The following is a 24,361-nucleotide window of genomic DNA, read 5'->3' on the forward strand; positions in this document are numbered from 1 at the left end:
TAGGAGAAGAATTATGAAAAAAACAACCAAAGTAAGCACTCTACTCTTGTTTATTATGATATGTTTCTTATGTCAAGGCTGTACAAAAAAAGAGAATAAGGTTAAGAACAACAATAAAATTTTAAAGTTAAGTGTCCATGAAGAAAAGAAGTTAATCAAGGATGCTGAAAAGCGGCTAAAAAATGACATGAATGAGACTTTAAAAGAGGTTAAATATGATCCCGAGTATTATAAAAAGATTAATTATAAATCCAGAGATCAATTCATAAAAGAGATTGTAAGTGAAAAATTTCAAAAGAAGTATTCAACAGATCAGATTGTCATACTACAAGCCTATTATAAAGACACTGGAGAAGTAGATTCTATGATCTATGGGAAGGATTCTAAAACTGGCACGTGGAAATATTTACAACGATTTCGTTAAGGTCAAAACAAGTTGAATCAATGATATATAGGGAAAGGGAGGTGAAGTTCTTAAAAGGTTTAATTAATATTTGTTGATTTATGGTATAATAAAGCCAACAAGTACTTTATAAATCAACTCTGGACTTCAGTCCGCTGGATTCAAAAGAAGGAGGACTTTATGCTTCGAAAAAAGAACTTAATCTATCAGGGGCGATCCGTAAAGAAGTTTAATGAGATTAGGGATCTTTTGGATATCTATCGCGTAAAATATACATATCAGGTGAAGGATACAGTTAACGATGCTGGAAGTGACTCTCTGCTTTCTTTTTTAGGACGGCAGCAGGGAATGGCACCCAGAGCCTTCACCGGAAGCGCTGGAATTTCTGGGGAAGATTTAAAAAATTATATGATCTACGCATATGAGACTGACATTGAGGAGAAGGTGCTCAAAAGCCTGTGGGAAGAAGTTTGTCAGGATGTTTAGATATCAGAAAAGAAATCTCTTTTTTCAGTGGAAACATCATTTTTACTATTGACGAATATCCGAATTATGGTATAATAATCTAGTGCAAGAAAGTGCCCAAACAGTCATAATGCACAATATAAGGCTGGAGGGGAGGTCAGGAATTAAGAATGTCAAACGTTATTGTTAAAGAAAATGAATCTTTAGACAGCGCTCTTCGCAGATTTAAGAGAAACTGTGCCAAAGCAGGTATTCAGCAGGAAATCCGCAAAAGAGAGCATTACGAAAAACCGAGTGTTCGTCGTAAGAAAAAGTCTGAAGCGGCTCGTAAAAGAAAAGTAAAATAATAGAAGCAAGCATCGTATACTTGAGGTATACGGTGCTTTTCTTTTGCATATATTAAAACAACGATAGAATGCTTTAGTGTGCGGCTGCGCCAAAAAGCATAGTGAGGGTCAGTATGAAGAAAAAGCCAAAGGAGGCATTAGCCAAAGGTTTATCCCTTCCAAGAGATGTGGTCTTTGGCGATTTTATTATTACCTTGACAGGCAATGAACAGGTGATGATTGAAAATTATAAGGGAATCCTATCTTACGAAGAGAATCAGATTGTCGTCCAGGGAAACCATGTGGTTTTGAGGATTGTAGGGACAAATCTCGTCATTCAATATTATTCCATGGAAATTATGAAGGTGACCGGTGAAATTACACGGCTGGAATACGCATAAAGGAGAATCAGAATGGTCAGATTAATACAATATTTTTTTGGAAGCATCTTTTTAGAGATTTCGGGTCCCTCCGTGGAACGTTTTTTAAACCTGTGTGCAAAGCAAAACCTCGTGTTGTGGAAGTTGAAACCAGGAGGGAAGGGATATCAGTGTTCGATACAAAAGAGAGCCTATGAAACTGTTTTGACACTGGCAGAAAAAACTGGAACTACGGTTCAGATTCTGGGGAGAAAAGGGCTTCCCTTTTTTTTATTGCAGCACCGGAAGAGAAAAATGTTCTTCTTCGGTATCGGGATGGCCTTAGTTTTGATGTTTTTAATGTCACAGTTCATCTGGGAGATTACGATTTCTGGAAATGAGCGTTATTCAAAAAGTGATATGCTGAAATATGTAAGAAACAATTTTTATCAGATTGGCACCTTTAAGAAAAAGATTGACTGCAATCTTTTGGAAGAACATATCAGGGAGGACCACGAAGGAATTGCTTGGGTATCCTGCTCCATCAACGGTACCAGATTACATATTGATATCAAAGAATCGCTGGACAGAAAGACCAAACAGAATCCGAAGAAGCCATGTGATATTGTCTCCAATAAAAAAGGGACCATAACAGCCATGTCGGTGAAAAGCGGTACACCGCTGGTTCAGGTAGGAGATAAAGTAAAAATAGGTGATACGCTGATATCCGGAATGATCTACTATTACAGCGATGATTATCAGGTGACGGAAACCAGCAAGATCAAGGCGGACGGACAGATTATTCTGAGAACCAATGAGGAATATAAAGAGACCATACCAATCGCTACCTATGAGAAGAAATTTGTATCAAAAAGTACCAGGGTGGAAAGTATACAGCTGTTAAACTGGCAGTTAAAGCTTCCAATTAAAGAACAAAAAGGCGATTTTGATGTACTTGGAGAAAAAAAGCTGTTGCACATCGGAGATCTTTATTTTCCAATCGGCATTACTACAAAGAAGTTTGAAGGGTATGAGCCCGAACGCAGGGTGTTGACAGAGGCCCAGGCCCAGAGTCGGTTAAAAAAACGTCTTGCCTCTTATCTGGAGAAGAAAAAGAAAAAAGGAATCAAAGTCATAAAGACCAATATCCAGTATCAGAGACAGGGAAACGATTACATTGCCAAGGGAACCATCCAGGTGGAGGAACCGGTGGGAAAGATCAGAAACATCAAGTCACTGACAAAAAAACAGGTGGAGAAGATTACACCAACAACAGCAACTCCGCGCTGATTCTGTCAGACAGGTGACCACAAATTGTTGAAAAGATTTAAGGCAAATGGTAAACTACTAGTAATATAAGAAAATAATAGGTTGAGGAGAAACTATGAATCCGATAGAAATAGATGTGGAATTCCCTTCTGAACATGGAGGGAATGTATTTGGACAGTTTGATGTTTACATGAAGAAGATTGAAAAAACGCTTCATGTAAACCTTATCTTAAGAGACGGGCAGCTTAAAGTGGTCGGCAGCGAAGAAGCGGTGAAAAAGGCACAGTCCGTGATTGGAGAGCTTTTGGAGCTATCCCGAAGAGGCAATATTATTACAGAGCAGAATGTCAATTATGCCTTATCTCTTTCCATGGAGGAAAAAAGCGGCCATCTGCTGGAATTGGATAAAGATGTGATCTGTCACACTGTTCAGGGGAAACCGGTAAAGGCAAAGACCCTGGGACAGAAAAAATACTTGGAGCAGATCTCAGAAAAGATGATCACGTTCGGGATTGGGCCGGCAGGAACTGGAAAGACCTACTTAGCCATGGCCATGGCGATCACGGCGTTTAAAAATGATGAGGTAAACCGGATCATTTTGACCAGACCGGCCATAGAGGCAGGCGAAAAGCTGGGATTTTTGCCTGGGGATCTGCAGAGCAAGGTTGATCCGTATTTAAGGCCACTCTATGATGCTCTCTATGAGATCATGGGAGCGGAAACTTTTATGAAGAATATGGAGAAAGGGCTGATCGAAGTTGCACCGCTGGCCTATATGAGAGGTAGAACCCTGGATAATTCCTATATCGTGCTGGATGAAGCGCAGAATACGACACCGGCCCAGATGAAAATGTTTCTCACAAGAATCGGATTTGGCTCAAAAGCTATCATCACCGGGGATCTGACACAGAAGGATCTGCCGTTTGACAGTGTATCCGGTCTAGAAGAATCGGTGAGAGTGCTCGGAAAGATTCCGGATATCGGGATCTGCCGGCTGACCAGCAAGGACGTGGTACGCCATCCTCTTGTACAGCAGATTGTCACTGCTTATGAAAAATATGAAGAGAGCAAAAACCGGAAGAAGAAAGAGAAAGCCCCGCGGAAACGAACGAAAGATAGGTAAGATTATGAGTGTTTTTTTAGAAAATGAGTACGAAGGAACAGCGGATATAGATTGTGAAATGATTGCCCGGCAGGTGATCGAGGCTGCTGTGGATTATGTAACATGTCCTTTTGAGTGTGAAGTAAATTTGATGCTTGTAGGGAATGAAGAGATTCATCAAATCAATCTGGAGCAGAGGGGGATTGATCGTCCTACGGATGTCCTTTCGTTTCCGATGATCGAGTATGAAAAACCTGCATGCTTTGATGGTTTAGAGGAAGATTTGGCTGCTTTTCATCCGGACTCAGGTGAACTGATGCTGGGTGACATTGTGATTTCCATGGACAAGGCTAAAGAGCAGGCAGATGCTTATGGACACAGCTTAAAGAGAGAATATGCTTTTTTGATCGCCCACAGTATGCTCCATCTGTTTGGCTATGACCACATGGAGGAGAAGGAACGTGCGGTGATGGAACAAAAACAGGAAGAGATCTTGCAGCAGGTCCACTACACGAGAGATTAGAGGTAACTATGGGGAAAAAACAAAAGAGCAGTTTTTTAGTACAAGGAACCATTTTAGCAGCAGCTTCATTGATCTGCCGCGTCATCGGCCTTTTATACCGCAGACCCTTAACCGCCATTATCGGCAACGAGGGTATGGGGTACTATGGGTTTGCGTATAACGTTTACAGCATTATCCTGCTGATCGCATCCTTCAGCATACCGCTGGCAGTTTCAAAATCAATAGCCGCAAGGCTTGCCATGAAAGAATATAAAAATGCCCAGAGGGTTTTCCATGGAGCTTTAGTATATGTAGTGATCGTCGGAGGGGGCGCTGGCCTGATCACTTTTTTTGGTGCACCGGCATTTCTTCCGAATCAGCCAGGTGCTGTTCTTGCTTTAAGAACGATGGCACCGACCATTTTTTTATCTGGTATTCTGGGTGTTTTAAGAGGCTACTTTCAGGGACATTCTACAATGGTGCCCACTTCTGTATCACAGATATTGGAACAGATTTTGAATGCTATTTTCAGTGTTCTCATGGCTTATGTTCTGGTAGCACCATATGTAGGCATCAGCGGAAAGGTAGCCACATATAAGCTGGCCAAATATGGAGCTGCGGGAAGTGCCATAGGTACAGGAGTTGGAGTTCTTACAGGGCTGCTTTTCTGCGGTATTATCTATTGGGTCTACCGGCCAAAGGTAAAGCGTCAAATAGCTGCGGATAAGACAAAGAAGATAGAGTCTTATCAGAGAATATTAAAAATTTTATTGCTGACGATTACTCCGGTTATTTTCAGCACGGCAATATATAACTGCAGCGCGATCATTGACTCTACCTTGTTTAGTACGATTATGGTCAACAAAGGCATGGCGTCCAGGTCAGTGGCTGCTTTGTTCGGCATTTTTTCAAACCAGTATAATGTTTTGATCAATGTGCCAGTTGCTATCGCCTCTGCGTTATCCAATGCCATTGTACCGGATATTGCAGGAGCATACGCAGTCAATGATAAGCAGCGGATGAATGAAAGTATCAATATGGCCATAAAATTTACGATGATCATTTCCATCCCTTGTGCCGTGGGCATGGGCGTTCTTGCAAAACCGATTGTCGGCCTTCTATTTGGTCCTGCTAAAGCATTTGGACTTGGTCCGAAGCTGCTGATGGTTGGTGCGGTCTCCATTGTATTTTACTGTCTTTCTACACTCAGCAATGGAATATTACAGGGGATGGGCAAGATGAAAGTGCCGGTCCGACATTCGGCAGTATCTGTAGTGATCAATGTTTTTGTTTTGATCGTTTTGCTTTATACAACGAAGGTGGATACTTATGCTTTAGTATTTGCTACTATGGCATTTTCGTTTGTCATGTGTATCTTGAATGCCCGTTCCATTAAAAAATATACTGGATATGAACAGGAAGTGTCCAAGACATTTATAAAACCTCTGATCAGTGCTGTTGCAATGGGAATTGTGATAGGGATTATAGGATTTGTTTTTCAGAGATTCATGTCAGGGACAAGTCTTGGCTATGCTTTGTGTCTGTTGATAGCAGTTCCTCTTGGAGCATTGGTATACTTTGTTGCTATCATTGGATTAAAGGTTTTTGAGGAAGAAGAACTTCAGAGAGTACCAAAAGGTCATTTGATATTAAAAATGGCAAAAAAATTGAGATTATTATGAGTTTTTCTCCATTGTTCTCAGTCGGCTCTGGAAAGGCCTCCTTCCAACAATGAAGAAAAACTATCGGCCTTCTTTCTTGCGTTATCTTTATTGAGGTACATGGAAAGGAGGCTTTTTGTTCATTTGGGAGGAACTGACACATGCTGAAATGTTATGCTTTCTGACGCAAAATGAATCCTTAAAGATTTTTCAAAAAGATGAATTGTTTCTATCTAACAACGTTTGATATAGGAAATCTGATTATGCTCATAAATAACAAAACAACAGTTTTACTATAAATTCTCTACATTCAAATGAGCCTTGATATGACTGATTAATGTTAAAAAATACAAGAAAACCGTAGTGTACCAATTATAATAAATATGAAGTACGCTACGGTTAGTGTTGAATTTATAGACCACGCCTTGGACAATGACAATTCTGTTTCTTATCCTGCGTTAAGACATAAGGAAATGAGTATCGGGACGAAGAAAGAACAGATAATGCCGTTCAAAACAGACAGCACGACCGTTTCCTCATTCGTATATTTTAATATGACAGGGAGCGTCGTATCTTCACTCGTTGCACCAGCAGGAGCGATACAGGTAAAATGATTGAACCGCAACGCCAGAAACGGAATGATGAAGAAAGAGAATATCTCCCTCATAAGGTTGCTCATAAAAGCAATGCTTCCTAATTCCGCTCCTTCTAATTTGCTGATTGTTGCCCCTGCAAGGCTGTACCAGCCCAGACCGCTTGTAACCGCAGTCGCATGACCCGCAGGCATTTTCAAGATTGCTGAACAGAACAGTCCGCCCAGAAGCGAGCCTGCAATAATTCCCGCAGGGATAATGAAAATCTTAATGTGGTATTCCTTGATTTTCTGTATGATACCGTCGTGCATACCGATACTGATACCAACAGAAAACATCAGTATGTACAGGACAATGTTTGAATGTTCCGTAAGAATGGATATGAGAACATTGTCCATATCAGAACAGCCATAAGCTATCCCGAAAGTCAAGGAAAGTATCGTCAAAAGGACTATCACAGTTCTTCACTCCTTTCCGCAGAAATTCCCCTGTCTTTCTTCATAAACCTTTGTGTCAGATAGTAGACCAGAACGACAGAAAGCAAAGTAGGTATGAAAAAGAACAGAAAGCTCGTTATCCCCAGCGACGAAAGTTCTTCAAAGAAATTCTCCTTTTCTCCCAGCGTGACACCCATAGAAAAGATTAAGACAAATGTGCATAGCAGGGAAACAGATTCATTTTTCTTTTTCAAGCGTCGCAGGAAAGCAAGCCTGCCTATCAAAATGCCAATACACATGATGATAAGTATATCCATATTCAAAACTCCTTTCGCTAAAATTTACACACTTAGACACTATATCAAATAATTAAGATTCCGTCATCATGTTCCAAGAAATATCGGCATTTTTGCGGTACGAAATCATTGATCGCCTTTAATGCGCCAGATTAGTCGTGGACGGCAAGGCTTTCTGTTTCAATCCGAAAATACACGGACAAAACGGTACTGCTTCATAATCGGACTGCACAGCCCTTTGATTTTTCTACAAGCTCTTTGTCGGGTGAAAACAGGAATATATCCTTGACCGCCCGCCATAGAACCTTCATGCTTTCTAAACGATCCGTGTCTCTTTACAATTTTGATAATTAATTATAATCTGTTTGCTTTTCTGCTATAATATAAGAAAAAGCGGAGGATAGGGCATGAATCAAATATTAGAACAGATGCAGCAGGAAAAGAAACTGGTCAGCTTATATCACTTTGTCGGAGGCAGGGAAAAGATTTTAGAAGGTTACATTCTGTACATAACAGAACAAGAACTTCTAGCGGCGAAGATTTCAGAAAGAGGAGAATACGACGGTTTTATTCTGGAACGACCGGATCATTTCTTCAGGGCACAGACTGACGGCAGCAGGGAGAGGCGGATTGGAACGCTGTATCTCCACAAGAAAAGAAGTCACGGGAGGATTATAAAGAAGGATCATCAGTCCTGTATGGAGGCACTTTTGAGATATGCCAAGGAACAGAGACTGCTCGTGAGTTTTTATATGGATGAAGACAGAAGATATTCCATTCTCGGATCCATTCTGGATTTCAGCAAGAATTTTGTCAAAGTCCAAAAGATTGATACCGATGGTTTTGAAGACGGTTTTGTGTATCTGGATATTCAGAAAGTAATTTCCTGCCGATGTGATACGGCAAAAGAACAGGATATTTTGCTGCTGAATCATATAAATTGCTAAATTTGATTTTTTTTGAATAGGACGGTTGATTTTGGGAACGCTTAAGGAAAAGGAGTGTTTCGTATGAACAAAATCAACCGTTTTTTATTAATATATATGGTGGTCATCACCACCCTCTGTGGATATATGTGTTATGTAGCTTTTTATCAGAAGGATACAAGCCAGGACAAGCTGGTCCATCAGGTTCAGTCTACTATTATCAAAGAACAGACCACAAAGGAGCAGGCAGCCACCAATAAAAAAGAAAAGATCACATATGGTTTGGAAGTACGCGATGGCAGTTTGGTCATCCTCAACAATCAGACAAAAGAAATCTTTGAATATACTGATTTAAAAAAGAGTGATCTTCCAGATGAGATCAAACAAATGCTCAAGGAGAAAAAGAAATTTCATTCTGTAGAAGAAGTTTATCATTTCCTTGAGTCTTACAGCAGTTAGCACTATAATCTAAGGTAGAAGAAAAAATTCATTACAAATAGATTGAGGTGACCGGAATGAAGAGAGTTTTTTTAATCGTACTGGACAGCTTTGGCATCGGGGAAGCGCCGGATGCAAAGGATTTCGGAGACGAGGGCAGCAATACACTGCGGGCAGTTTCCAAAAGCCAGTACTTTGACCTACCGAATCTAAGCAAGCTGGGATTGTTTTCGATTGACGGCGCAGAAATTGACGGTGAGAGGCAGGAGATCATTCCTATCGGCGCCTATGGGCGGATGACAGAGCAGTCCAAGGGCAAGGACACCACCATTGGCCATTGGGAGATTGCGGGAATTATTTCCAGACAGCCGCTGCCCGTCTACCCGAAAGGATTTCCAAAAGAGGTGACAGAGCTTTTTGAACAGGAGACCGGAAGAAAGATTTTATGCAACCGTCCTTATTCTGGCACAGAGGTGATCAAGGATTACGGAGATGAGCATGTAAAGACAGGAGCGCTCATCGTATATACATCAGCAGACAGTGTGTTTCAGATCGCAGCCCATGAAGAAGTGGTGCCGCCAGAGGAATTATACCGATACTGCAAAATAGCCAGAAAGATTTTGACAGGCAAGCATGGCGTAGGCCGGGTCATTGCCCGCCCGTTTGTCGGCGAAAGCGGAAATTACACAAGGACATCCAACCGGCATGATTTTTCTATCGAACCGCCGAGGGTGACCATGCTGGATCAATTAAAGGAAAAAGGCCTAAGTGTGATCGGGATCGGAAAAATCCATGATATTTTCGCAGGAAAGGGATTGACCGAGTTTTCGTTTTCTAAAAATAACGAAGACGGAATCGAACAGACAAAAGAATGGATGAAAAAAAAGTTTGAGGGTCTCTGCTTTGTCAATCTTGTGGACTTTGATATGCTCTATGGACATCGCAATGATGTGGATGGCTATGCAAAAGCTCTGACCTATTTTGACAAGCAGCTTCCGAAGCTGATTGGACTTATGCAGGAGGGTGATATCCTGATGATAACAGCAGACCATGGATGCGATCCGTCGACACCGTCCACAGACCATTCCAGGGAATATACACCGTTTCTTATGTATCACCACGGACAGACAAAAGGGGTAAACTTAAAAACGAGAAAAACATTTGCGGATATCGGGAGCACTGTGTTAGACTATTTTGGTATAGAATCAAAATTAGACGGAACCAGTGTTTTGGAGGAAATAGATGAAATATGATGTAATCATCGCAGGAGGCGGAGCATCTGGTATGACGGCAGCTATCACAGCGGCCGGCAGAGGATGCTCCGTCCTTGTGCTGGAACGGATGGAAAAACTGGGGAAAAAGATCCTGGCAACAGGCAACGGACGGTGCAATCTGACCAACAGCTTTCTGGACCAGGACTGTTACCGGGGAGAAAAACCGGGCTTTCCCTATTCGATGCTGGAACAATTCGGGGTACCTGAAACCCTGGATTTTTTTCAGTCCATGGGGATGCTTACCACGGATTTAGACGGTTATTACTATCCTGCATCCATGCAGGCATCCACGGTAGTTGACACATTGGCCGGTAAGATAAAGAGCCTGGATATTGATGTGAAAACAGAGGCTTTAGTTGAGGAAATCAAAAAGATTAAGGATACATTTTATATAAAAAGCGGAAAAGACCAGTACCAGGGCAGAAACGTCATATTGGCAGCCGGTGGAATGGCACAGGAGAAGCTTGGAAGCAACGGAAGTGGCTACGGATTGGCAAAAAGCCTGGGGCATACAGTGACGGATCTGTTTCCTGCTCTGGTGGCGCTGGAGTCTGGAGAACCATTTTTTAAATATTTGGCAGGGGTCCGCAATGGATCCAGCCTCTCTGTTTATGTGAACGGTCAGAAAAAAGTCTCACAGGAGGGAGAGGTCCAGTTTACCAAATATGGAATATCGGGGATACCGGTGTTTCAGGTCAGCAGGTACGCTATTGACGCTCTCAGAAAGAAAAAGAAAGTGGAGATCATTTTAAATCTGATGCCGGAACAGATCACATTGAAGGAGATGATGGAATATTTCCGTAAGGTGGGAAGTTACAAGACGGCGGAGGAATTTCTTCAGGGATTTATGAATAAGAAATTGGCATTTACTGTGCTTAACCGTCTAAAGATCCGCCCTGAAACCAGTGTAAAAGAACTTGGACAGAAGGAACTGAGACAGATCCGCACGATGATACAGAAATTTACGGTTCCTATTTCGGGGTACAAAGGGTTTGATATGGCACAGGTCACTGCAGGCGGGGTCTCTGTGAAAGAAGTTATGGAGGGAACCCTGGAATCTAAGATCCACAGGGGACTGTATTTTACTGGAGAGATCCTGGATGTGGACGGTACCTGCGGCGGTTACAATTTACAATGGGCTTTTACCTCAGGGTACATAGCGGGAAATCAGATAAAGGCGGGAAATCAATGATCAGAATCAGTCAGATAAAGCTTCCGGCAGTACACACAAAAAAACAGCTGGAACAGAAGATAAAGAAGGAAGTACATTACGCGCAGTTTCAAACCTATGAGATCTTTAAACGTTCTTTGGATGCGAGAAAAAAAGATCAGATCAGCTATGTGTATACAGTTGACGTAGAAATGGAGCGGGAGCAGGAGTTTCTGAAAAGAAACAAAAATTCTAAAATAACAAAAGTAGAAAAGAAACAGTATCATATCCCGGTGTGCAAAAAAGAAATCCCGGCACGTCCTGTGGTGATCGGCATGGGGCCGGCCGGATTGTTTGCCGCCCTGGTACTGGCTGAAGTCGGATTAAAGCCGGTGCTTGTGGAGCGGGGAAAACCCGTGGAGGAGCGTATGAAGGATGTGGATGCCTTTTGGGAGACCGGGGTCCTGAATCCTGAGTCCAATGTCCAGTTCGGAGAAGGAGGTGCCGGAACCTTTTCTGACGGTAAGCTGAATACCGCAGTGAAAGATAAGTTTGGGCGGAACCGGTTTGTGCTGGAGACCTTCGTAAAGTACGGAGCTCCGGAAGAAATCTTATATGACGGAAAGCCTCATATCGGTACGGATCTGCTCTGTAAAGTGGTGGCAAATATGAGAGCTGCCATCTGCCATGCAGGGGGAGAGGTTTTGTTTGAGAGTAAGGTGACGGACATCCGGACAGAGGATCACAGACTGTCTGGCCTGGTCATTAATGGCGCAGAATTATTGGAGTGTGAAGCGGCAGTGCTCGCGGTGGGGCACAGCGCCAGGGATACCTTCGAAATGCTGTATGACAGAAAACTTTTTATGACTCCAAAGTCCTTTGCCATCGGCGTGCGGGTGGAGCATCCGAGACAAAGGATCGACGAATCCCAGTATGGAAAAGCGGCAGAGAGCGGGAAACTGCCCACAGCGTCATATAAATTAACGTACCGGGCATCCAATGGAAGAAGCGTTTATTCCTTCTGCATGTGTCCGGGAGGATTTGTGGTCAATGCATCCTCTGAAAATGGAAGGCTGACGGTCAACGGAATGAGTAACCATGACCGTATGGCAGAGAACTCAAACAGCGCGATCATTGCCAGTGTGACACCGGAGGACTTTGGCGACGACCATCCGCTTGCAGGTGTCAGCTTTCAGAGAAAATGGGAAGAGAAAGCTTATCAGGCTGGCAGGGGAAGGATTCCGGTCCAGAAGCTTTCCGATTTCAGGGAAAACAGGGCGAGCGAGTGTTTTGGAGCCATTCTTCCGAATACAAAAGGGAAAACGGCATTTGCAAACATAAGGGAGTGTCTCCCAGATGAAATTTCTGAAGCGATCTTGGAAGGTATGGATGCTTTTGAGAAAAAGATCAGAGGATTCTCAGATGGGGACACTGTTTTAAGCGGGATTGAGGCGAGGACCTCTTCGCCGCTCAGGATGGAGAGGGACGAAACTTTTCAGGGCAGTATCCCTGGCATTTACCCGTGTGGAGAAGGAGCCGGATATGCAGGAGGAATCACGTCTGCGGCCATAGACGGCATAAAGACGGCAGAACAATTAATCGAAAATATGGGTAAAAAATACAACATATTGTGATAGAAAATATCTGGACACACAATATATATAGGTTTATAATAAGGGACAGAATATGTGAAAGGGTGAAGATAAATGAAAGTTATTAAGAGAAATGGCAGTAAAGTGGAGTTTGATCCGGCTAAAATTGAACTTGCCATCTTAAAAGCAATGCGGTATGGAAGCGGAGTGGTAGACGAGAAATGCGCAAAAGATATTTCCTTTGAGATCCATGAGCAGCATCAGGGAGATGAGGATATCAGCATTTATCGTATTGAGGACCAGGTTTTTGAAAAGCTGATCGAAAAGCAGCAGATTCTCACAGCCAAAGCTTACGAAGGCTACCGGAAGGTCCGGGAGTTCCAGAGAGAGACCAATACCATTGATAATGAGGTGTTTGGGATCGTGACAGGGGAAAACCAGGAGGCCCTGGATGAGAACTCCAACAAGGATCCGAATATCCTGGCAACCCAGAGAGACTTGATCGCCGGAGAATTTTCCAGGGACTACTGCCGGCGAATGATGCTGCCGCCTAAAATCGTTCAGGCACATGATGACGGGATCATTCATTTTCACGACATGGATTATTATATCCAGCAGATGCACAACTGCGACCTAGTGGACTTAAAGGATATGTTCAGAAACGGGACTGTCATAAACGGAAAACTGATCGAGACGCCCAAGTCTCTTCAGACGGCATGTACGGTGGCGACCCAGATTGTACAGCAGGTGGCCAACGGACAGTATGGCGGCCAGACCATATCTTTGGCGCATATCGCTCCTTTTGTGAGAGTCAGCTTTGAAAAGCATAAGGATAAGGTTAGAAAAGAAGGAGAGATGATCGGCAAAGCATATACGGAGCAGGAAGTGGAGCTGATCGCAAATGACCGCCTGCACGATGAAATCGTATCGGGAATCCAGACGATCCAGTATCAGATCAACACCTTTTCCACCACCAATGGTCAGGCGCCGTTTTTATCTGTATTTATGTACATAAGCGAAGAGCCGGAATATGAGAAAGAGACGGCAATGCTCATTGAGGAGATGTTAAAGCAGCGCTATGAAGGTATGAAAAATCCGGTAGGGGCCTATGTGACACCTGCATTTCCGAAGCTTTTATATGTACTGGATGAAAATAATGTTCCGAAAGACAGTCAGTACCGGTATCTGACGGATCTGGCAGTCAAATGTGTAGCCAAGCGCATGATGCCTGACTTCATATCTGCAAAAATCATGAGAAAGAATTACCAGGGGGAAGTTTTCCCATGCATGGGCTGCAGAAGCTTTTTGGCTCCATGGAAGGATGAGGACGGAAATTATAAATGGTACGGAAGATTCAACCAGGGTGTTGTGACCATCAATTTGGCCGATGTAGGGCTGTCCGCAGAACAGGATATGGACAAGTTCTGGAACATTCTTGAGGAAAGGCTGAGCCTTTGCAGAGAGGCCTTGATGCTCCGCCATGAAAGCCTCAAGGGAACATTATCCGATGTGAGCCCGATCCACTGGCAGTTTGGTGCCATTGCAAGGCTGAAGCCGGGTGAGACCATCGACAAGCTGCTGGAAGGCGGATATTCCACTCTTTCCCTTGGCTATATCGGACTGTATGAGTGTGTGCTTTCTCTTCTTGGGAAAAGCCACACAACAAAAGAAGGGGATGAGTTATCTGTCGAGATCATGAAACGTTTGAGAGGCGCATGTGATCAATGGAAGGAAGAGACGGGACTTGGATTCAGTGTATACGGAACACCAGCGGAGTCAACAACCTATACATTCGCACGAAGCCTGAAGAAACGGTTTGGTATCGTGGAAGGCATCACAGATAAAGATTACATCACAAACTCTTACCATGTAAATGTGACAGAACCCATAGATGCTTTTGAAAAGCTTGGATTTGAAGCTAAATTTCAGAGCATTTCCTCTGGCGGAGCCATCAGCTATGTGGAAGTGACCAATTTGAACCAGAATCCAGAAGCCCTTTCCATGCTGATCGACTATATGTATGACACTATCCAGTATGCAGAAATCAATACCAAGTCTGATTACTGCCAGGAATGTGGATTTGACGGGGAGATCCTTCTGGATGAGAATTACGAATGGTACTGCCCAAACTGCGGCAATAAGAGCCACAAGACCTTAAATGTCTGCCGCAGGACCTGTGGATATCTGGGCGACAACTTTTGGAATAAGGGAAGGACCCAGGAGATCGGGGAGCGCTTTGTACATTTGGATAACCAGATGCAAGAGGTGAACTGATATGCGGTACGCACAGATCAGAAAAATTGATATTTCCAACGGGACCGGCATCCGGACGTCCCTGTTTGTGCAGGGCTGCAGAAGAATGTGCAAAGGCTGCTTTAATCCGGAAACATGGGATTTTAACGGTGGATTGGAATGGGATGAGCATTCAGAAGAACAATTCCTTACGCTGACCGGAGGAGAACATATCACAGGCGCCACCATTCTGGGAGGAGAACCCATGGAGCCTGAAAACCGTGAAACCGTCAAGGAAGTATTAAAAAAACTGAAACAGCGGTACCCCGAAAAAACTACTTGGATGTATTCCTCCTATTTATACGCGGAGATCATGGATTTTGATCCGGAGGTTCTCAGGTACCTGGATGTTTTGGTGGACGGTCCTTTCGTAGAAGAACAGAAGGATTTGAACTTAAGATTCCGCGGCAGCAAAAACCAAAGGGTGATCGATGTGCAGGCATCCCTGAAAAATGGAGACGTAGTGCTTCTTGATTTCTAAATATAAACGAAAATCCAGTAGATTATGGATGAATGGCTCCAGAGCATTTTGCTTTGGAGTCATTTTTCGAGATTTAATGGACACGTTGAATCGCTTTTCCAATTTTCACGCTCAAAGTGCTGTCCGCCGGAAGTGAGAACAACGTCGAATTTTCAGCCATAGAACATTGATTTTTTTTAGAAAAAGGATTACAATAACGATAAACTGCGCTGATGGAAAATCAGCAGGAGAGGACAGGATCACTTCGCATGGAAAACAGAGAAAAACTAAAGAATAAGAAACGGATTATAGTAAAAGTAGGGACATCTTCCCTGATTCATCCAAAGACAGGACAGCTGAACCTGTTCCGTCTGGAGAAGCTGGTGAGAGTTTTAACGGATCTCCACAATGGCGGGAAGGACGTCATTCTAGTGTCATCAGGAGCCATTGGGGTCGGATTTAAAGCACTGGGCTTAAAGGAACGGCCCGATTCTCTGCCGATGAAGCAGGCATGCTCTGCCGTGGGACAGGGACAGCTGATGATGATCTACCAAAAGCTGTTTGCGGAGTACAACCAAGGCTCTGCACAGATATTGATCACAAAGGAAACCATGCTGAACGATAAACGCAGGTTTAATGCCAGAAATACATTCAACCAGCTGCTCAGTTTAGGCATCATTCCCATTGTAAATGAAAATGACACGGTATCCACGGAAGAGATCGAGTTCGGAGACAACGATACCTTATCTGCGGTGGTCACTGCGGTGGTGGAAGGAGATCTTTTGATCCTGCTGACGGATATCGATGGATTATATACCGATGACCCGCATAAAAATAAAAGAGCAAGACTGATCTCAGAGGTGCCTGTGATCACCGAAGAGGTGGAAAACATGGCCAAGGGCGCTGTCACCAAAGTGGGGACTGGAGGAATGGCAACAAAGATTGCGGCGGCTAACATTGTGACCGACTGCGGGGCTGATATGGTGATCGCCAACAGCCGGGACTTTAATGATCTGAATAGGATCGTGGACGGGAAAGACATCGGAACACTGTTTTTGGCCCATAAGAGAGAACATTTTGATTTCAGAAAGTATTTGACAGAATGTCCGTACTTAAATTCATAATTTTTACTGGAAAGGAATAGTATGAACGAAGACAAGATTAGAAGAATCAATGAACTGTATCATCTGGAAAAGTCCGTTGGGCTTTCGGAAGAAGAAAAGAAAGAACAAAAGAAACTGCGCACAGAGTATATCCAGTCTGTCCGGGCGAATCTGCGCGGCCAGCTTGATAATATCAGTATAAAGAATGAGGACGGAAGCGTTACTCCGCTGAAGCCGAAAGGAAAGCACTGAGATAAAGCAGGGAGGTTGTTATGTTAGAGCAATTAGGAAAACAGGCAAAAGAAGCATCTGTGATTCTGGCCCAGGCAGCCATGAATGACAAAAATGAACTGCTCCGGGAAGCGGCAGACCAGCTGGTCACAAACCAGAATTACATTTTATCTGAGAATGTAAAGGATGTGAAGGCGGCCATGGAGAGGGGCATGTCAGAGGCATTGGTGGACCGGCTCACCCTGACGGTGGACCGGATTGAGGGCATGTCAGAAGGCCTTCGGCAGGTAGCGGACTTAGAGGATCCCATCGGGGCTGTCACAGAGATGAAGCCCAATAAGAGCGGACTGCTCATAGGAAAAAAGGTGGTACCTCTTGGCGTTGTGGGGATTATCTATGAGTCCCGCCCAAACGTCACCGCAGATGCGTTTGCCCTGTGTTTTAAGACGGGGAATGCATGTCTGCTCCGGGGCGGCAGCGATGCTATACATTCCAATATCGCTATAACAAAAGTCCTCCAGGAAGCCTTGGAAAAGAAGAAGATGCCGATATCCAGCATCCAGCTTCTGGAAGATACAAGCAGGGAGACTGCCACAAAGATGATGCAGATGAACGAATATATCGATGTGCTGATTCCAAGAGGCGGGGCAGGGCTGATTCAGAGTGTTGTAAAGAACAGCACCGTGCCGGTGATCGAGACGGGAACCGGCAACTGCCATACCTATGTGGATGAGTTCGCGGACCCTGAGATGGCAGTAAATATCGTGGTCAATGCCAAAACCCAGAGACTGGGAACTTGTAATACCTGTGAATCCCTTGTCATCCATAAGAATGCCGTGCAGACTCATCTGCCGGCTATCGTGGAGGCTCTGCTGCAAAAAGGTGTGCAGGTCAGGGGAGACGAGAGAGTCATGGCGGTCAATGACCAGGTGTTGAAAGCTTCCGAGGAGGACTGGGGCACAGAGTATTTAGATGCTGTGATCTCTGTAAAGGTGGTCGACAGCTTCGATGAAGCGATTGAACATATCAACCGCTACAACACAAAACATTCAGAGGCTATCATCACAGACTCCTATTCCCGTGCTCAGGAATTTTTAGACAGGATTGATGCGGCGGCCGTTTATGTGAATGCCTCTACCAGATTCACGGACGGGTTTGAGTTCGGATTCGGGGCAGAGATTGGAATCAGTACCCAGAAGATCCATGCCAGGGGGCCTATGGGACTGAACGCCCTTACGACCACCAAATTTATTATTTACGGAAACGGGCAGACAAGGCGTTAGACAAAGGATAATTTCAAAGGAGGAGTTTCTCAAGAACGGGGGACTCCTTTTAGATTGATAATATATTCACATATAAAATCCCTGATTGTTTATTTTTTAGTGCAAAATATAGAAAAAAAGAAAAGAATGGACATATTATAGTGAAATTTATGTTATTTCATGGGATTTTGATTGTGAAAAAAATGTCGAGAGTTGATTTTGCATGCTAAACAATTTATCATAAAGTATATGGAAATTTAAGAAAAGAGAAAGGAAGGCTTAAAAATGGCATTGTTTACATTTAGCGGCGGAGTTCATCCGGATGACGGGAAAGAATACGCAAAAAATTCCCCAATCACGGAATATCTGCCAAAAGGAGATGTTGTTTTACCTGTCGGCCAGCATATTGGAGCACCTGCGAAACCGATCGTACAAAAGGGTGACCAGGTACTGGCGGGACAGAAAGTAGCGGAAGCAGGCGGTTTTGTATCCGCAAATATTTTCAGCTCTGTTTCTGGAACTGTAAAAACAATTGAGCCGAGAGTGACTCCTGCCGGAGCAAAGGTAAATGCAATTGTAATCGAGAACGACGGAGAGTTCAAAGAAGCGGAATTTAAGGCAAAGCCGTATAAGGAAATGACCAAGGACGAGATCCTTGCCGCCATCAAAGAAGCGGGGATCGTGGGACTTGGAGGGGCAGGATTCCCTACCCATGTAAAACTAGCTCCGAAAGATCCTGATGCCATCGAGTATATCATTGTCAACGGAGCAGAGTGTGAGCCTTACATAACTGGAGATTACCGGATCATGATGGAAACTCCGGAGGTCCTCGTGGAAGGGCTGAATATCGTACTGGATTTATTCCCAAAAGCAAAGGGGATCATTGCGGTGGAGGACAACAAAAAAGATGCCATTGCCAAAGTGAGCGAGTGTGTCAAAGGAGATTCCAGGATAACAGTAGCCGAATTAAAGACTAAATATCCTCAGGGAGCAGAGCGTTCCCTGATCTATGCCACCACCGGAAGAGCGATCAATTCCAGCATGCTGCCGGCTGACGCAGGATGTATTGTGGATAATGTTGCGACCATTGTTGCCATCAAGGATGCGGTGAAAGAAGGAAGACCTCTATTCAGACGCGTTGTGACAGTGACTGGGGATGCCATTGAGAGTCCGAAAAACCTTCTTGTGCGTACCGGAACCAATGTCAATGAACTGATCGAAGCAGCAGGAGGATTCAAAGGACAGCCTGAAAAGGTGATCTCCGGAGGACCGATGATGGGAATGGCCATGTTTACCACGGATGTCCCGGCGGTCAAGACATTTTCCTCTCTGCTGGCATTTACAAAAGATCCTGTATCAGCAGTGGAGCCTAGCAACTGTATCAACTGTGGGCGCTGTGTCAGTGTCTGTCCTCAGAAGTTAATGCCGGCAAGGTTGTCCGTTCTGGCAGATAACAACAATTTTGAAGCATTTGAAGCGCTTCACGGAGATGAGTGTGTGGAATGCGGGTGCTGTTCTTTTATCTGTCCGGCGAAGAGAAACCTGGCACAGTCAATGAAGACAGGACGTAAGCAGGTCTTGGCAAATCGTAGAAAGAAGTAAAGGAGAGGTACATATGAACGAAACATTATATCGTGTTTCAGCAAACCCGCACGTAAGGGACAAAAGCTCAACACAAAGCATTATGCTGGACGTAATCCTTGCATTACTCCCGGCTACAGTTTTTGGTATCTATATCTTCGGTGCATCTGCGGCTGTGACTATTGCGGTTTCTATCGTTACCTGCGTAGCTGCCGAGTATATCTATCAGAAATTAATGAAACAAAAAGTATCAGTAGGTGATTTAAGCGCGGTCGTAACCGGCCTTCTGCTGGCACTCAACCTGCCGGCAGGCGTTCCATTCTGGATGCCGGTACTGGGCGGTATATTTGCGATCATCGTCGTAAAACAGGTTTTCGGAGGATTGGGCCAGAATTTCATGAACCCTGCATTGGGTGCCCGTTGTTTCCTGATGATCTCCTTTGCGGCAAGGATGACTACATTTACCTATGACGGAGTGACCACAGCCACACCTCTGGCCCTGCTGAAAGCAGGAAAGAGCGTAGATCTTGGAAGGATCTTTACAGGATTTATTCCGGGTACGATTGGAGAGACATCTGCCGTACTTCTGATCTTAGGCGGCATTTACCTTGTATTAAAGAAAGTTATCTCACCGATGATCCCATGTATCTACGTGGCAACGGTGGCTGTTTTTGTATTGCTTTTTGGAGGACATGGCTTCGATCTTACTTATATGGCGTCTGAGATTTTTGCAGGCGGACTGATGCTCGGCGCGATCTTTATGGCAACCGACTATGTGACCTCACCGATCACTTCCAAGGGCAAGATCATCTTCGCCGTTCTGTGCGGACTTCTGACCGGTATTTTCCGTCTGTTCGGGCCGATGGCAGAGGGTGTTTCTTATTCCATCATCATTGCGAACCTGATTGTTCCTCTGATTGAGAAGATTACAGTTCCGACACCGTTTGGAATTGTGAAGGCAAAAGGAGGCAAAGACAATGAATAAAAGTTTAGTAAGCGATTGTATTAAATTATTTATCATCACTCTGGCTGCCGGCCTGATCCTTGGTTTCGTCTACAACGTGACCAAAGATCCGATTGCAAAGCAGGAAGAAAAGACAAAACAGGAGGCGTACAAAGCAGTATTCAAAGACGCGGACCGTTTTGAAGCAGTGAAATTAAATACAAAAGAGATCAGTAAAGCTTTGAAGGCAAAAGACCTTGGACAGAATACAATCAACGAGATCGCCAAAGCAGTTGACAAGAACGGAAAAGAACTTGGATATGTTTTCTCTGTGACAAACCCTGACGGGTACGGCGGTGACATCACTCTTTCTGTAGGTGTGAAGGATGACGGTACGGTCAACGGATATGAGACCTTAACGATCTCCGAAACCGCAGGTCTTGGTATGAAGGCAAAAGAAGATGAATTCAAGAGCAACTTTACAAATAAAAAAGCAAAACAGTTTGAAGTCGTAAAAGACGGTTCCGGGAAGAATGACGACTCTAAGATCGACGCCATCAGCGGTGCTACGATCACCAGCCGCGCAGTCACAAGCGGAGTCAACAGCTGTGTTGCATTGATGGATACATTGAAAGGAGGTAATTGAGATGAAAAGTAATCCAGTAGAACGTTTGATCAATGGTATTGTCAAAGAAAATCCTACTTTCGTCTTAATGCTCGGAATGTGTCCTACCCTTGCGGTTACAACATCCGCGATCAACGGGGCAGGCATGGGGCTTTCTACTACAGCCGTGTTAATGTTTTCTAACTTGATCATCGGTCTTATGAGAAATGTGATTCCCGACAGAGTCCGTATTCCGGGTTATATTGTTATCATCGCGTCATTGGTTACGGTTGTTCAGTTCCTTTTACAGGGCTATGTGCCGTCTCTAAATGCAAGCCTTGGAATCTATATCCCTCTGATCGTTGTAAACTGTATCATCCTGGGACGCGCAGAGTCCTTTGCATCCAAAAACGGAGCAATCCTCTCTTTCTTCGACGGTGTCGGAATGGGACTTGGATTTACCATTGCCCTGACGGTGATCGGAGCTTTCCGTGAACTTCTCGGTGCAGGGACGATCTTCGGTGCAAAGATCATGCCGAGCGCTTACGAGCCAATCACGATCTTCATCCTGGCTCCCGGTGCATTCTTTGTCCTGGCCTGCCTTGTAGCGGCCCAGAATAAAGCAAGAAGCAAAAAACCGAAAAAAGCAGGAGAGCCTGAGTCTTCCGGCTGCGGCGATTGTTCCAGCTGCGGAAACGGTGCCTGTGGAAGCCGGTTTTTCGATAACAGTGTGGATGACAAATAGGGAGGGTGAACAATGTCAAATTTATTATTAGTCGCAATCGGTGCGGCATTAGTTAATAACGTAGTTTTGAGCCAGTTCTTAGGCCTTTGTCCTTTCCTTGGTGTATCCAAGAAGGTAGAGACTGCCGGCGGAATGGGTGCTGCGGTTATTTTCGTTATCACCATCGCCTCAGCAGTTACATATTTCGTGTATGCCGGGATCCTTGTGCCGCTTCATCTGGAATATCTGCAGACCATCGCATTTATCCTTGTCATCGCGGCATTGGTACAGTTTGTGGAAATGTTCTTAAAGAAGTCTATGCCGGCTCTGTATGAGTCCCTGGGTGTATATCTTCCGCTGATTACGACCAACTGTGCTGTACTTGGTGTAGCTTTAAATAACGTTCAGTATGAATATAATTTTATCACCAGTGTTGTCAATGGATTCGGAGTGGCTGTGGGATTCACCATCGCCATTGTAATTCTGGCTGGAATCCGTGAAAAATTAGAATACAATAACATCCCGGAATCTTTCAAAGGAATGCCCATCACTCTTGTCACGGCAGGTTTGATGGCGATTGCTTTCTTTGGATTCTCAGGAATCATATAGGGAGGTAGCAAAAATGGATATTACAGCAATTATCCTTGCGGCCGTTGTGGTCGGAGGAATTGGTTTGGTCATTGCTATTCTTTTAGGAATCGCTTCTGAGAAGTTCAAGGTTCCGGTAAATGAAAAAGAAGTAGCAGTCCGCGCGGAACTTCCTGGAAATAACTGTGGAGGATGCGGATATGCCGGATGTGACGGACTTGCAAAAGCCATTGCAAACGGTGAGGCGGCAGTAGGTGCCTGTCCTGTAGGCGGGCCTTCGGCTGCAGAAAAGATTGGTGCTATCATGGGTGTGGAAGCAGGTGACTTTGTGAAGCAAGTGGCATTTGTAAAATGTGCGGGGACCTGTGAGAAGGCGTCAAACAAATATGAATACACAGGCCAGATGAGTTGTGTAGAAGCGATGAACGTACCCGGAGAAGGACCGAAGGGCTGCTCTTTTGGATGTATGGGATTCGGAAGCTGCGCCCAGGTCTGTCCTGAGGATGCCATTTCCATTGTCAACGGCATTGCGTATGTTGACAAAGAAGCATGCATCGGCTGTGGAAAATGTACCGATATCTGTCCAAAGGGCTTGATTGAACTGGTTCCTTACGACAAAAAGCATTTAGTACAGTGTAATTCAAAAGACAAAGGAAAAGATGTCATGTCCGTGTGCAAAGCCGGATGTATCGGCTGCGGTCTCTGTGCAAAGGAATGCAAGCTGGGAGCAATCACCGTAGAAAATAACATTGCCCATGTAGATTATGAGAAATGTGTCAACTGCGGTCTTTGTGCAAAGAAGTGTCCGAAGAAGATCATCACTGCATAATAATAGAATCAGAAAAGGCTGTATCTGTGATTCAGATATGGCCTTTTTTTGCACCTTTTTTTATCACGGGCATACACTATTATAACTATTTTTCTGGGGTGGCTTATCATGAAATTTTTAGAGTTGAGGGAGAAGGATGTCATTAACTGCCGGACCGGAGATAAACTGGGATGTGTGATAGATCTGGAATTTGATCCCGGATCAGGACAGATCTTATGTCTGATCGTTCCGAAGGCTACAAAGGTGCTTTGCTTTGCAAAAGGGGAATTTTATTATATTCCGTATAAAAGAATCGTGAAAATAGGCTGTGATACCGTATTGGTGGATATAATTGAAAAAGAATGTTTGAAGTGATTTAGAAAAAATGATATACTTCCCTTAATGAATGGAAATTTTTGAGGCAGACATGTTCTGCCTCTCACAAAAGAACAAAGTAAACATCCCGGGAGGTAGAAAAGATGAGGTGCCCTTATTGTGGAAGCGAGAATTCCAGAGTTATTGATTCCAGACATTCGGAAGACAATAATTCCATACGCAGAAGAAGACAGTGTGATGACTGCAGCAAGCGTTTTACGACTTATGAAAAGATAGAGACAGAACCGCTGTCAGTGATCAAAAAGGACAAAACCAGGCAGATGTATGACCGCTCCAAGATCAAGGCCGGCATTGTGCAGTCCTGCCATAAGCTGCCCATCTCCATGGGACAGATTGACCAGCTGGTGGATGAGATTGAGACAAAGATCTATAATCTCGGACAGAGAGAAGTGGAGAGTTCTGTCATCGGAGGAATTGTCATGGACAAGCTCAAAGAACTCAACGAAGTGGCATATGTGCGTTTTGCGGCCATATACAGAGAGTTCAAGGATGTGAACACATTTATGAGTGAACTGAAAAAATTGCTCAAATAATTGTAAAAATATAGAATATATGATAAAATAGTACATATTGTAG

General features: G+C 44.1%; 28 protein-coding genes. 26 read left to right on the forward strand and 2 right to left on the reverse strand.

Annotated features, from left to right (window positions below; genetic code table 11):
- Positions 1–13: 13 nt before the first annotated feature.
- From AR1Y2_RS08035 to AR1Y2_RS08070, 8 genes are all read left to right on the forward strand, one after another.
- Positions 14–424, forward strand: coding sequence for a hypothetical protein (locus tag AR1Y2_RS08035; RefSeq protein ID WP_137328487.1), 411 nt, complete (start codon positions 14–16; stop codon positions 422–424).
- Positions 425–583: 159 nt separating this feature from the next.
- Complete coding sequence (locus tag AR1Y2_RS08040; RefSeq protein WP_137328488.1) at positions 584–889, forward strand: hypothetical protein; 306 nt, start codon at positions 584–586, stop codon at positions 887–889.
- Between the two features lie 149 nt (positions 890–1,038).
- Positions 1,039–1,215, forward strand: a complete 177-nt coding sequence (rpsU, locus tag AR1Y2_RS08045; RefSeq protein WP_006567174.1) for a 30S ribosomal protein S21 — start codon at positions 1,039–1,041, stop codon at positions 1,213–1,215.
- A 113-nt stretch (positions 1,216–1,328) separates the two neighbouring features.
- Positions 1,329–1,595 (forward strand): YabP/YqfC family sporulation protein, encoded by a 267-nt coding sequence (locus AR1Y2_RS08050; protein WP_137328489.1) that lies wholly within the window; start codon positions 1,329–1,331, stop codon positions 1,593–1,595.
- A 12-nt stretch (positions 1,596–1,607) separates the two neighbouring features.
- Entirely contained in the window at positions 1,608–2,843 is a 1,236-nt protein-coding gene (locus tag AR1Y2_RS08055) for a sporulation protein YqfD (RefSeq protein WP_137328490.1), read from the forward strand.
- Between the two features lie 94 nt (positions 2,844–2,937).
- Positions 2,938–3,945, forward strand: a complete 1,008-nt coding sequence (locus tag AR1Y2_RS08060; RefSeq protein ID WP_137328491.1) for a PhoH family protein — start codon at positions 2,938–2,940, stop codon at positions 3,943–3,945.
- A gap of 4 nt (positions 3,946–3,949) precedes the next feature.
- Positions 3,950–4,447 (forward strand): rRNA maturation RNase YbeY, encoded by a 498-nt coding sequence (gene ybeY / locus AR1Y2_RS08065; RefSeq protein ID WP_137328492.1) that lies wholly within the window; start codon positions 3,950–3,952, stop codon positions 4,445–4,447.
- An 8-nt stretch (positions 4,448–4,455) separates the two neighbouring features.
- Positions 4,456–6,108: a putative polysaccharide biosynthesis protein gene (locus tag AR1Y2_RS08070; RefSeq protein WP_137328493.1), complete on the forward strand. Its 1,653-nt coding sequence runs from the start codon at positions 4,456–4,458 to the stop codon at positions 6,106–6,108.
- 427 nt (positions 6,109–6,535) lie between these two features.
- Here AR1Y2_RS08070 and AR1Y2_RS08075 read toward each other — a convergent pair whose 3' ends face one another.
- On the reverse strand, positions 6,536–7,138 hold the full coding sequence (locus AR1Y2_RS08075; RefSeq protein WP_137328494.1) for a lysine exporter LysO family protein: 603 nt from the start codon (positions 7,136–7,138) through the stop codon (positions 6,536–6,538).
- Entirely contained in the window at positions 7,135–7,434 is a 300-nt protein-coding gene (locus AR1Y2_RS08080) for a hypothetical protein (protein ID WP_137328495.1), read from the reverse strand. Before AR1Y2_RS08080 ends, AR1Y2_RS08075 begins: the two co-directional genes overlap by 4 nt.
- 386 nt (positions 7,435–7,820) lie before the next feature.
- Here AR1Y2_RS08080 and AR1Y2_RS08085 point away from each other — a divergent pair, with 386 nt between their 5' ends.
- The 18 genes from AR1Y2_RS08085 to nrdR all read left to right on the forward strand — a co-directional run bounded on the left by AR1Y2_RS08085 (position 7,821) and on the right by nrdR (position 24,318).
- A complete protein-coding gene (locus AR1Y2_RS08085; protein ID WP_137328496.1) occupies positions 7,821–8,360 on the forward strand; it encodes a hypothetical protein in 540 nt (179 codons plus the stop codon).
- Between the two features lie 63 nt (positions 8,361–8,423).
- On the forward strand, positions 8,424–8,798 hold the full coding sequence (locus AR1Y2_RS08090) for a hypothetical protein (RefSeq protein ID WP_137328497.1): 375 nt from the start codon (positions 8,424–8,426) through the stop codon (positions 8,796–8,798).
- A 56-nt stretch (positions 8,799–8,854) separates the two neighbouring features.
- Positions 8,855–10,030: a phosphopentomutase gene (locus AR1Y2_RS08095; RefSeq protein ID WP_137328498.1), complete on the forward strand. Its 1,176-nt coding sequence runs from the start codon at positions 8,855–8,857 to the stop codon at positions 10,028–10,030.
- Complete coding sequence (locus AR1Y2_RS08100) at positions 10,020–11,243, forward strand: BaiN/RdsA family NAD(P)/FAD-dependent oxidoreductase (RefSeq protein WP_137328499.1); 1,224 nt, start codon at positions 10,020–10,022, stop codon at positions 11,241–11,243. Before AR1Y2_RS08095 ends, AR1Y2_RS08100 begins: the two co-directional genes overlap by 11 nt.
- Positions 11,240–12,835: an NAD(P)/FAD-dependent oxidoreductase gene (locus AR1Y2_RS08105; RefSeq protein ID WP_137328500.1), complete on the forward strand. Its 1,596-nt coding sequence runs from the start codon at positions 11,240–11,242 to the stop codon at positions 12,833–12,835. The genes AR1Y2_RS08100 and AR1Y2_RS08105 overlap by 4 nt, the downstream gene beginning before the upstream one ends.
- A gap of 72 nt (positions 12,836–12,907) precedes the next feature.
- Complete coding sequence (gene nrdD, locus AR1Y2_RS08110; protein ID WP_137328501.1) at positions 12,908–15,067, forward strand: anaerobic ribonucleoside-triphosphate reductase; 2,160 nt, start codon at positions 12,908–12,910, stop codon at positions 15,065–15,067.
- A gap of 1 nt (position 15,068) precedes the next feature.
- Entirely contained in the window at positions 15,069–15,566 is a 498-nt protein-coding gene (nrdG, locus tag AR1Y2_RS08115; RefSeq protein ID WP_137328502.1) for an anaerobic ribonucleoside-triphosphate reductase activating protein, read from the forward strand.
- Positions 15,567–15,814: 248 nt separating this feature from the next.
- Positions 15,815–16,669: a glutamate 5-kinase gene (proB, locus tag AR1Y2_RS08120; RefSeq protein ID WP_137328503.1), complete on the forward strand. Its 855-nt coding sequence runs from the start codon at positions 15,815–15,817 to the stop codon at positions 16,667–16,669.
- Positions 16,670–16,690: 21 nt separating this feature from the next.
- Complete coding sequence (locus AR1Y2_RS08125) at positions 16,691–16,900, forward strand: DUF896 domain-containing protein (protein WP_137328504.1); 210 nt, start codon at positions 16,691–16,693, stop codon at positions 16,898–16,900.
- 20 nt (positions 16,901–16,920) lie between these two features.
- Positions 16,921–18,162: a glutamate-5-semialdehyde dehydrogenase gene (locus AR1Y2_RS08130; RefSeq protein ID WP_137328505.1), complete on the forward strand. Its 1,242-nt coding sequence runs from the start codon at positions 16,921–16,923 to the stop codon at positions 18,160–18,162.
- Between the two features lie 264 nt (positions 18,163–18,426).
- Positions 18,427–19,743, forward strand: a complete 1,317-nt coding sequence (gene rsxC, locus AR1Y2_RS08135) for an electron transport complex subunit RsxC (protein WP_137328506.1) — start codon at positions 18,427–18,429, stop codon at positions 19,741–19,743.
- A gap of 13 nt (positions 19,744–19,756) precedes the next feature.
- Positions 19,757–20,707, forward strand: a complete 951-nt coding sequence (locus tag AR1Y2_RS08140) for an RnfABCDGE type electron transport complex subunit D (protein WP_137328507.1) — start codon at positions 19,757–19,759, stop codon at positions 20,705–20,707.
- Complete coding sequence (locus AR1Y2_RS08145) at positions 20,700–21,311, forward strand: RnfABCDGE type electron transport complex subunit G (protein WP_137328508.1); 612 nt, start codon at positions 20,700–20,702, stop codon at positions 21,309–21,311. The genes AR1Y2_RS08140 and AR1Y2_RS08145 overlap by 8 nt, the downstream gene beginning before the upstream one ends.
- 1 nt (position 21,312) lies before the next feature.
- The gene (gene rsxE, locus AR1Y2_RS08150) at positions 21,313–22,014 is read left to right on the forward strand and encodes an electron transport complex subunit RsxE (protein WP_137328509.1); all 702 of its coding nucleotides are present in this window, start codon (positions 21,313–21,315) and stop codon (positions 22,012–22,014) included.
- Between the two features lie 12 nt (positions 22,015–22,026).
- Entirely contained in the window at positions 22,027–22,602 is a 576-nt protein-coding gene (gene rsxA, locus AR1Y2_RS08155) for an electron transport complex subunit RsxA (RefSeq protein ID WP_137328510.1), read from the forward strand.
- Between the two features lie 13 nt (positions 22,603–22,615).
- A complete protein-coding gene (locus AR1Y2_RS08160) occupies positions 22,616–23,410 on the forward strand; it encodes an RnfABCDGE type electron transport complex subunit B (protein ID WP_137328511.1) in 795 nt (264 codons plus the stop codon).
- 108 nt (positions 23,411–23,518) lie between these two features.
- A complete protein-coding gene (locus tag AR1Y2_RS08165; RefSeq protein ID WP_137328512.1) occupies positions 23,519–23,764 on the forward strand; it encodes a YlmC/YmxH family sporulation protein in 246 nt (81 codons plus the stop codon).
- A gap of 104 nt (positions 23,765–23,868) precedes the next feature.
- Complete coding sequence (gene nrdR, locus AR1Y2_RS08170; RefSeq protein ID WP_137328513.1) at positions 23,869–24,318, forward strand: transcriptional regulator NrdR; 450 nt, start codon at positions 23,869–23,871, stop codon at positions 24,316–24,318.
- Positions 24,319–24,361 lie beyond the last annotated feature (43 nt).

It is taken from the genome of Anaerostipes rhamnosivorans, from assembly GCF_005280655.1.
Lineage (GTDB): Bacteria > Bacillota > Clostridia > Lachnospirales > Lachnospiraceae > Anaerostipes > Anaerostipes rhamnosivorans.